Genomic DNA, 10,401 nt, shown 5'->3' on the forward strand with positions numbered 1-10,401 from the left:
AATACTCGATGATCGACAATTGGACGGACATGCGTTTGACTTACTTGATTCGGCGATGCAATTCTTGGAAGACCATGTGAAGGTGATCAGCGAAGTGACATCTTCGAGCATGGAGCGAAAGAAGGCTTCCGAGTATCCGATGGTTGCTCTGCGTGAAGGAATCATGAATGCAATCGCGCACCGGGACTATGCGGGTTTTGATAGCGGGATGGCAATCAGTGTCTATCCTGAACGAATTGAAATTTGGAATTCTGGACGGCTTCCAGAGGGATGGACACCGAGTCGACTAAGTCGGCCTCACCCATCCATGCCTCGGAACCCTGATCTCTGCCAAGTTCTGTTCCTAAGAGGGCTGGTTGAACGTATCGGATCAGGAACCTTGAGGATCTTGGAAGTTTGTCGTTCCAGCAAGCTGCCAAAACCACGATGGAGTTCTGACATCACCGGAGTGACGTTGACTCTCTTTAACGGCAAGCCTCTCAGCACCCTGAATCTCAATCAAAGACAAATCGAATTACTTAACGCTTTGGAAACGGGGCAGAAATTGAAGCCAAGAGACTACTATTCCCAAAGAGGGGGTGAAGCAAGCCAGAGGCATCTTCAACGAGACCTTTCTGAGCTGATGGCAGGTGGTTGGTTGGAAAAAAAAGGCAAAGGTCCATCCACCACCTACATCAGAACTAATGCACCAAAGCCCTGATCCAGACAAATTCGGACTTATCCAGACATCTCAGCCTGATCTGTTGAACCTTTCCTAGAGCCATTCAAATGTGAAAAAGCAACTTGTTTTTACACGGCAAAACACGGCAAAACACGGCAAAACAGACCAATCCAGACCAATCCAGACCAATCCAGACCAATCCAGACCAATCCAGACCAATCCAGACCAATCCAGACCAATTACCCATGAGTGAGCCATACATCTTTGACGACACTGACCGAGAGGTTGTCAAAATTGCAATGCACTTGCTGGGCAAGATTTGGCAATCGGAGCTCGTTTCGGACAAAGACAAAGAGGTCGTTGCGGCAATGGGATCGCTGCTCAATGACTCGCCTGATGTTGTGCACGAGTACTTCGACGCGTCGCTAACTCTCACTGGCCCCCGTCGTCAGTTTGGTGACCATGAGATCTATCACTACTGGACGGTAGAGTTCCAAGGCGGCGAAATTCACATCGGTGCCGGCGGGCATTTTTACCGACCAACGACTGGAGGAGATAGCTTCAGGAGCTTTTCGTGGGATGCCGTACCTGGAGCGGTCACGGATTGTCATGACTATTCCGACAACCTTCGGATTGTCGATGATGCGCAGCCTTTTGGTTCCGAGGTGATGGCAATTGATCTTTCAGAGGCTGGCTATCAGCTGCGGCTTGAGTTCGAAGCAGAGCAACTCGGTGATGACGAGGAAGATGATTTCGAGGAATGCGACTCAAGTGCGAGCGATGGCGGCTCTGATTCGGCACAATTTGCCGTTTGCCTGTGGGCGTTTATGGATGCGGACACGGCGATGATCTACGCATTGGCCGGACGAGCCTATTCGCTTTCGGGCACCGACGAGGAGATCTTGAGCGTGTTGAGAAAACTTTCGCGTCACGACTTCAGAAGTGTGGGGCGTGTGAAAGTACCTTCTCGCTTCAGCGTTGTCGGACCGGACGGATGCCAGTCGAAAGGATTCGTTTCGCCGAGTGTTCTCAAAGATCCAAATGCTTTTTTGTTCAATGAAGTTCTCGACAAGTTGCACGGGGCATTGCCGCCGATGCCCGATTACACGAATGGAAAACCGATCTCGCAGTCTCTGGGTGACAATCCATTGATGTGTCAGACGTTGGTTTACGAGGATGCAGCAGGAAATTGCCACGCGATTGTTGATGCAGACGACGTCGCGTGGCTTCAACGACGAACCCAAGGAGAAGTGCTGTGAAGATCGGAACGATCATTGACCAGATAGAGCTCGGAGCGATGGCCTTGCCCGAGTTTCAACGAGGGTATGTATGGAACCGAGAGCAAGTACGCGGATTGGTGCAATCGCTTTACCGACGCTACCCGGTTGGCAGCCTGCTGGTGTGGGTCACTGAGACTGAGAACGCAGACGCGAGAGGCTCTCAGGAACTGCAAAGCGGTACGGTGAAATTGCTACTCGATGGGCAACAACGCATCACCTCATTGTACGGCCTGATACGAGGGCGTGCCCCGAAGTTTTTCGATGGCGACGCAAAGGCATTTTCTGGACTCTATTTCAACATCGAGTCTGAAGTTTTCGAATTCTACGCACCCACCAAAATGAAGGATGACGCTCGGTGGTTGAGCGTGACCGAGGTGCTCTGCGATGGTGCGGGGGCCACGCTGGCGAAATTGATGAAGGTCCCTGAGCTAGCCGAGCAAATCGATCTATATCTAAATCGTGTCACCGCGATTGCGAACATCAAGGAAATCGATCTTCACATCGAGGAGGTTGTTGGTGCCGACAAAACCATTGATGTTGTCGTTGATATTTTCAATAAAGTGAACAGCGGGGGCACGAAGCTCTCCAAAGGCGATCTAACGCTCGCGCGGATTTGTGCCCAGTGGCCAGAAGCTCGCGACGAGATGAAGTTGCGTTTGAAAAAGTGGGAAAAGGCGGGATACAAGTTCACGCTGGACTGGCTGCTACGTGGTGTGAATACCGTCACCACAGGCGAGGCACTCTTCACGGCGATGAAGGATGTTACACCTGCTGGGTTCAAGTCGGGCTTGGAGACGAGCGAGAAGCTGATTGACCGGTCGCTCAACCGGATCGCAAGTCGTCTCGGTTTGGATCACGATCGTGTCTTGGGCAGTCGATTCGCGATTCCACTGATGATTCGGTACGAGTCGCAGCGAGGCGGAAAGTTGGTTGACCAATCCGAACGCGATCGCTTGCTCTACTGGTACATTCACACATTGCTCTGGGGACGGTACTCAGCGTCCACCGAGAGCGTGCTCAACAAAGATCTCGAAGCAATTGAATCTGCCAATGCGACTGGCGAAAATGGGGCGTTGGACCAACTGATAGAAAAACTGCGTGAAAACCGTGGTGACTTGCGACTAAAGGAAAGTGATTTCGCAGGTTCAACGAAAGGCAACCGGTTCTACCCCCTTCTCTACATGATGACGCGGGCGCGTCACGCTCGTGATTGGGGGACTGGTGATGAACTGAACAACCATCTGCTGGGTCACTTGACCCGTCTTGAAATTCATCATGTTTTCCCAAAGGCGCTACTCTACGAAGCAGGGATCAAAAAGCGAGAAGTGAATGCAATCGCAAACTTCACGTTCTTGACGCAGGAAACGAACCTCGAAGTTTCTAAGCGGGATCCGGCGGAATACCTTCCCCACTATGAACAAAAGAATCCGGGCTCGATTGCAACACATTGGTTGCCGATGGATCCTGAACTCTGGAAGGTCGAAAACTACTTTGATTTCCTAGCCGAGAGAAGGAAGTTGTTGGCCAATGCGGCGAATGAGTTCCTGGAAAAGCTGGCGAATGGCCACGTGCCGGAACCTGAGGCGGGCGATCAGACTGACTTTGTCGCCCAAGCTTCGGTATACATCCCCGGGAGCATTGACAGCGACGAGGAAGAGGCTCGTCTCACCCAGTGCCGTGATTGGGTGGTCTCCCAGGGGTTGCCTGAAGGTCAGATCGAGTTCGAATTGACTAACGAGGCTGGTGATCAAGTTGCGTTCTTGGACCTAGCCTGGCCCGATGGGTTGCAACCGGGACTGACGCAGCCGGTTGCGGTGCTAATCAACGAACCGGACGAGGTGCATGATTCTGCAAGCAACGCTGGTTACCGTTGTTTCTCCTCTCCAGATTCGTTTCAGCGGTATGTGCTGGCAGAGATATTGCACCATGACGCGGTGAGTAGTGACATCGCGGTAGCGAGTGCCGAGTGAAGTTTAGACTAGTTACTCTTGGGGCAAAAAATGAGCGAATCGTCGAACAACACTGGCTCTCGCCAGCGTCCTGGTCCTTTTGGGCCGGCTCGGGCTTTGCTGCCATTCGACCAGCAGATGGTCATGCTGGACTCCAAAACATTGGCCGGAGACGCCATCGAGCGGATGCTCGACGAGCGGTTCTCGCAGATTCCAGTCGCAGGCCGTTCGGGATCCATCGTCGGGGTCTTCAGCTGGAAGTCGTTTGGCTGGCGAGTCGCTGATTTGCGATCGACAGCCATCAAACCAACAGACCTTGCCATCTGTGACGCGATGGAACCGGCTCGCTTCATCGGTCCGGACGTCTACATCGACACGGAAACTGACTGGTCTGATCTCGACTACGTGCTTGTCGGGACCCCCAACGACCTAATGGGAATTTTATGCGTTGCAGATGTTTTTGGGCGTCTGAATGACTTCGCTGAAGCATTTGTACTAATATACGAAGTCGAGCATGCAATCCGCGATATCATCGAAGTGGTCTACGACAGTGAAGAGCTACAAGCTGTACTTGATTCACTCGTGGAGTCCGCAAACCGGCCTGCCATCGAAGCTGTTACCAACTTGAAAGAATTTATCGAAGAAAATGGTCACACTCCCGCGGTCGGCAAGGCGATCAAATTATTGAAGACGTCCAGGGCTCGTGAGATTGAATCGCTCAAGGACCTGACATTCTCACAGTACAGGTCGATCATTTGTTGCGAGAAGAACTGGGACCGCTTCGAACCGGTTTTCGATTCGATGCGAGCGTTGGTTGACAAGGACCTGTCGGACGTCAATGAACTCCGAAATGTGGTGTTTCACTTCCGTCGGGCAATCACCCCACGCGACACGGATCGTCTGCGGCGTTTTCGTGAGAAGCTCCGTTACAACCTGGAGTTGTACCATCGAGAGCTTGCCCGTGACGGCGAGGAGACAATCATTTTGTCACCGGCCGAATGACACGACTCGGCCGAAGATCAGCTGATGAGCGTTGTGTCAGCCCAGTGAGAAGTCCAACGGCCTTCCGCATCGTCCGCGGTCGGTGATGCACTCGGAGGCTTAGCGTTCCATAAGACTACTACGATCCCGCCATCCGTTTCGCCTCATGGCGGACGGTCCAGGGGGTGACGCCGACTTCTTGGGCAATGGCTCGTTTGCTGAGGTTGCTGTTGGTGAGAAGGTCGCGGATCTTGTTGATCTTCTCGTCGGGGATCTTGCGGCGTTTGGGGCCGGTTTCCAGCTTCTTGCCTTGGCTGACCGCCTTGACGTTTTCGGCGGAATGGAATTGCTTGTACGCTCGTGAGGCGGTTCCCTGGGAGGTATTCAGTCGCTTGGCGATCTCTACGAAAGATAAGCCTTCGTTTCGTAACCGTACGACCTCGGGACCGATCCTTTCCGTCTTGCTGTTGGGGTTCTTGCGTCGGACGCTGAAGTCGGCCGGTGGGATGAACCGAGTGTCGTTCTTTGCCCCCCACTCGATCGCGAGTTTGACAGTCGAGGGATCGATCTCCAAAGCTACGGCGATGGCGTTCATTGGCGAGCCCGCCTCGTGCATTTTCGCTGCTTCGGCCGCAATCCGTTGGTAATTCGGGAAGTCGACGATCGTGACCGGCAACTCTTCCCCCGTTGTCCAACTACACACTTGAAGGAACTCCAGTGAGTGTGTGGTTGGACAATCTTTCTGCTTCCCGATTTCCACCAATGCCGGGACTGGATTGAGGTTGACCTTGGCTTTCCACGTGTGTGTGCGTCCTTGCTTCTCGCCGAGCGATACACTCACGCGACCAACCATTTTCGAAAGAATGCCGTGAGCCGTGACGACGTCGTCGTGCAAGAGTTCATGCAGGTTAGAGAGGAGCGTTCGGATCGTTTCGACGTCGAGCGGTTCGGGTCGGAAGTTGGCTTTCGCTGTGCGTGCGAGTTCCGCCTTCAGCTCAGTCAACGTGCTTTGATCAGTCTGAATGCTATCGACCAGGCTGTCGGCTGCTACACCCTCATCGAGGCCTGAGAGACGCTGTCCGTTTCGTCGTAGCTTCGCCTCCAGGGAAGTGATCTGGCGTTCAATTTTCTTCGTGTCGACAGGTGGTTTGGATGCTTCTTCCTCCAGAAACTCGTTGGCCTGGGCGCAGAGACGCTCTGGATATCCGTCGGCAAAGAGTTGCTGCTTGATCGGCGTCAGCAGGCGCTCTTCGATAATGCGAAGGGACTTGGACGACTTGAGGTCACAGCCGCGTAAGCCGTCCTTTCCGTTTGGGCAATGCAGTTGAACATAGGTGCCAGCCGACCGGAAACGCCGCAGTGGAGCATCACACTTATCGCACCAGAGGTCGAAGAGCATCGTTGGGTAAGCTTCTTGACGGGACTTGTTGCGTCTTCCTTTGGGCGGATTGGTGTTGCGAGAGACCTCTTCCCTCCTCGCGACCGCCGCGTCCCAGAGTTCTTGCGAGATAATACTTCGCTCCGGGAACTCTTTCTCGAATTGGTCTTCTTTTGGAACGGTGACCGCGCACTTCTTACCCGTGATAGGATCCTGAACTGTCGTTGTTTTTTTCCATCTCCACTTCCCAATGTATTTTTCGTTCCCAAGCATCTGCGTCACGCTGGATGGTCCCCAGGTGGAACGCCCGAGCGCGGACTCGCCGTCGAGTACCTTCGCAATCTTCGCGGGGCTGAGTTTTTGGTTGGCATACATGTCGAAGATTCGGCGGACGACCTCAGCGGCTTCCTCATCGATGACAACTGTTCTCTCCACCTTGCTGTTGGAGTTGATGATGGTGTTGCCTTCTGCGTCCTTCCGCTCAACGAGTTTGTATCCCGTCGGCGGCGCTGCGAGGTGTTTGCCGTTCTTGAAGGCATCTGTCATGCCTCGATCAACTTTCACCTTGAGTTGATCGATGTACATCTCGCTCTGCAAAGAGGAAAATGCCTGTGCGACTTTTGCGAAGTCGCTGATGGAATCGTAGCCGTCGGCTGTGACCAATCGGCGGTCTCTCGCTTTCACAAGTTTGGCGAAGCGGATTGACTCTTCTTGGTCCCGGTGCAGGCGGTCAAGCTGATCGGCGACAATGATCCGAGGTATGCTTTCCTCTGATTCGACCTTGCTCTTGAGCATTTGGTACCCGGGACGAGCAGTCGTCGTCGCGGTAATGGCCGCGTCAGCAAAAACATATTCCCACGGGATGAAGGCCTCGAGACGCTTGGCTTCCTTGAGCACGTTGATGAGTTGCTGGTCGAGCGATCGCGTGTTCGAGTTGGCGTCGCTGTAGCGGACGTAGCACGCGGCGACCGTCAGGTTCTTAGGAGCACGCGAAGTTGGCGTGACTCTCTGCACATTGCCGGAGCAGTAGGCGTTCGCGAATTGTTTTGCCATCATGCGGTAGGATGCGTCGCTCCGCTCCTGCAGCAGCCCGAGTGATTGGTACTCGGGGAAATGCCGGTATTGCTCCTCGAGATAGGTTTGGGCGAGTTCGAGTAGTGCGGATTCGCTGGGCAGTCCTGCGACCGACGAGGGCGTCGTAATCGATTTTGAGTTCTTGTCTTGATGTGTCATGATTGAGGCTCTTTCATTCGATGAGGGTCGGTGCAGATAGACTGCACCGGATCGGTTGTGTTGAGCGGAGAATCGGTTGGGGGCTAAAGGAGAGCCCCGAATCTCCGCGGTGTGGGCGTTGGTTCCGCCGGCCCGTCCGCTGCGAAAACGAAGCGGTCACCTGGGATCGAGCGTTAGAGGCACGACGGATGACACGCATCGATTCCGCATGGCGAACGGGCGGTGGTAAACCTTGTGGCTACGTCAGATCAGCGTCTGAACTGACGTCGCCGACTGCTGGTCCCGATTTGGGACCCACTTTTAGATAAGGCCGCTAAATCCAACGTTTCAGAAGGATGTGCGGGCCCTAGTGGGGGTACTCCCGAGAAAAGCGGCGTTTTCAATCGAAACGCTGCTTTTTTCGTGTCTTTTCGCAATCTGCGTTGCTGGCGGAACTGTGCTTAAGAGCGCACGAGAAAGCAGCCTGGCGGGTGCAAGGTGGGGCCACCACCGCCGCGCCGTTGTATGCGACGGTTATTGGTTGTGTTCCGAGACGATGCTACCGAGCCCGACCGAGAGCGGGGCTGGCAGCAACTCGACGGCGCGAGTGTAGTCGGAGAAGACACCGCGGTAGTCATCTGTTATGCGGACAACCAACCGCCGATCGTCAATGTGCGGCACAGGGTGTTTGTCCTCGGCTAGGAACACTGGAAGATACCGAACGGCTTCGCGAGCAACTAATGCGAACCGGGCATCCGAATGGTCCGACGATGGTGATCCGGCGTAGAGGGTTTTGTCATCATTCGGATCGATGAAGAACGCAATTCCGCCGCAGATGATCGCCTCACCTTTTGCAAAGTCTGGCGACCTAGCATATGGCCGTTTGGTCATTCCGGCGAATAGGGTGTTTGTGATCCGCGACCACCAAGAAGGCGGTGGCACCTGTGTTTGCGGCGGCGAGTATGGATTGACGCTGTCGGTCACGAGAGATCAGTGTGGATTTCAGTTGGATAGCGTTAATGAACTGCGGGGACGGGCAAGCGACTTGCCGGCAGGCAAGTAAACGGACCACCCTTCCACCATCGCCTCACGTCGATATCTGCCAGGCTGAATTCAGAAGCATCGACCCAGTTGTTATACCGAGCTTCATCGATCATTGGCCGCGAAGATCATTGGCCGCGAACGGTGAAATCATGAAAGCGTGATGTTGGCGTGCTCAGACAGCGGTTCCTTCAATTTCTGACGAGGGCTTCGGCAACGGGTATGCAGTCGCAAGCCGCGCAAACACCTGCGGTCCGCGAAAAATGACCCGGAATTGGTAGGGACAGAGGAAAGCCGCGGCTACCGCTATTGCTTGCGGATAACTACTCAGACATCTCCTCGAGCATCTTCTGGGCGGCTGCGTGAATTTCGTCAGGTGAGATTTCACGAAGTTGGGTTGCGATTCCCCATTCGTGGCCGAAGGGGTCACGCACGCGTCCAAATCGTTCGCCCCAGAACATATCAGTGGGGTCCATGAGAACCGTCGCCCCATTGTCTTTCATCGTTTCGATCATCGTGTCACAGTCGTCGACGTACAGGTGAATCGCAATCGTTGTGGCGTTCAGTCGCGATGGGCTTGGCGTGCCTCCATGTTCAGGGAGTTCTTCGCTGAGGAAGAAGCGAGTATTGCCAAAGCGGAATTCGCAGTGCATCACTCGTCCGTCGGGCATGTTAAGCAGAAGGTATGGGGCAACGCCGAACACGTCGGTGTAAAACGCGACTGCCTTCGTGGCATCGGTGATGCTGAGGTATGGGATGAATTCACTGGGTGTTGGTGCTGGCATGTGGTCGATCTCGTTGTGTCGTTTGAAGGGGGATCACGTTGGTGGCAGAACGTCTGCCATCACCGGGATGGGGCAAGCGATCTCCATTTCAAAATGCACGGGATTTGCCGCTCCGTGCGTATCGTGTTGTTGTCTCGCAATCAGGATTTCGTATTTCACCGCCCAGTCGTTACCAACGCTTCCACCAAGGTTTGCCACGCGAGTTTGCTGCACGGCTCAATCGAACTAGCGGAAATTCTTCGGGGACAATCAGGTTCTTGTCGGCATACCCCTCGATTTGATAACCAAAGAAGTTCAGCAAAGCAGCCTCGCCCAATTCCAACGGATGGAAAGGGAATGGATAATCTTCCTTTTCCTCATCGTCGACCGCTGGATACACGCCGTTCCAAAACGGGATCTCGAACGGCAGTCTCTCGCCGATATCTTCCATTACGCCCTGATCAGGGGACAGACTCAAAGATCGGACGAGTTTTCCATCGACCCAATTCGCGAACGCAAACCTGTCAACAACGCTATGCATAGCGTGAAGGGTAGCGACCCCGGTCGTTGGAATGAAGTTCTCCGCTAGCTGGGAAGGGTAGTCGATTCCGAACTCGCTAGCCGCAACTACTTTCACATCGCCATAGCGGCCTACGAAAATTTGATCGTCGGGCGGGTTGGTGTAGGACAGGTCGCCGGCTTCGAGTTGAGAAAGAGTCTCGTTGGGAAATAGCGACTGAGCATATGCAAGCGCTGCCTCGCGGTCGAGCGCTGGGCGCTTTGAAAGCGCTTCGGACGCGCTGCCACGCGATGTAACCAGCATCCAAGTTTTGGCGCCCATGTGGTACTGCTCTCAAGCGGGATAACGTTTGCGGCAACCGGGCACGATGGAAGACTGGCTTTTGGTTCCCACGCGAATGCGTACTCCGGTGCACAGTTTGGTTTACTGCGGTGTTCGCGTTCTCTGCGGTGTTCGAGTTCTTGTTTGGGGCGAGGTCGTCGAACGATTCCGGCAAGTGGCCATGAACACGAATGGCGCCGCCCGCAACATCGTAGCAAAATCTCACGCGGTTGCTGCACCAATGAGCCAGGGCGATTGCGCCACACTGGGTGATCTGCAGCAGTGAGTGAAGAC

8 protein-coding genes are annotated in these 10,401 nt (G+C 54.3%); 4 read left to right on the forward strand and 4 right to left on the reverse strand.

The genetic code is table 11. From position 1 onward, the window contains the following. From RSSM_RS10400 to RSSM_RS10415, 4 genes are all read left to right on the forward strand, one after another. A partial coding sequence (locus RSSM_RS10400; protein WP_044302183.1) for an ATP-binding protein occupies positions 1–700 on the forward strand: 700 nt, incomplete at its 5' end. A 206-nt stretch (positions 701–906) separates the two neighbouring features. Next, on the forward strand, positions 907–1,920 hold the full coding sequence (locus RSSM_RS10405; protein WP_008677703.1) for a hypothetical protein: 1,014 nt from the start codon (positions 907–909) through the stop codon (positions 1,918–1,920). Next, the gene (locus tag RSSM_RS10410; RefSeq protein ID WP_044302185.1) at positions 1,917–3,911 is read left to right on the forward strand and encodes a GmrSD restriction endonuclease domain-containing protein; all 1,995 of its coding nucleotides are present in this window, start codon (positions 1,917–1,919) and stop codon (positions 3,909–3,911) included. The genes RSSM_RS10405 and RSSM_RS10410 overlap by 4 nt, the downstream gene beginning before the upstream one ends. 30 nt (positions 3,912–3,941) lie before the next feature. Further along, positions 3,942–4,892, forward strand: a complete 951-nt coding sequence (locus tag RSSM_RS10415) for a CBS domain-containing protein (protein ID WP_008677708.1) — start codon at positions 3,942–3,944, stop codon at positions 4,890–4,892. 118 nt (positions 4,893–5,010) lie between these two features. Here RSSM_RS10415 and RSSM_RS10420 read toward each other — a convergent pair whose 3' ends face one another. The 4 genes from RSSM_RS10420 to RSSM_RS10435 all read right to left on the reverse strand — a co-directional run bounded on the left by RSSM_RS10420 (position 5,011) and on the right by RSSM_RS10435 (position 10,107). Next, positions 5,011–7,482: a recombinase family protein gene (locus RSSM_RS10420; protein WP_008677710.1), complete on the reverse strand. Its 2,472-nt coding sequence runs from the start codon at positions 7,480–7,482 to the stop codon at positions 5,011–5,013. 513 nt (positions 7,483–7,995) lie between these two features. Then, entirely contained in the window at positions 7,996–8,445 is a 450-nt protein-coding gene (locus tag RSSM_RS10425; RefSeq protein WP_044302189.1) for a hypothetical protein, read from the reverse strand. Positions 8,446–8,825: 380 nt separating this feature from the next. Beyond that, complete coding sequence (locus RSSM_RS10430; RefSeq protein WP_008677717.1) at positions 8,826–9,287, reverse strand: VOC family protein; 462 nt, start codon at positions 9,285–9,287, stop codon at positions 8,826–8,828. A 169-nt stretch (positions 9,288–9,456) separates the two neighbouring features. Then, positions 9,457–10,107 carry a DUF6928 family protein gene (locus RSSM_RS10435; RefSeq protein ID WP_044302191.1) on the reverse strand — a complete coding sequence of 217 codons (651 nt, stop codon included), beginning with the start codon at positions 10,105–10,107 and terminating at the stop codon, positions 9,457–9,459. Positions 10,108–10,401: the final 294 nt, after the last annotated feature.

Source organism: Aporhodopirellula sallentina SM41 (genome assembly GCF_000346505.1).
GTDB classification, from domain to species: domain Bacteria; phylum Planctomycetota; class Planctomycetia; order Pirellulales; family Pirellulaceae; genus Rhodopirellula; species Rhodopirellula sallentina.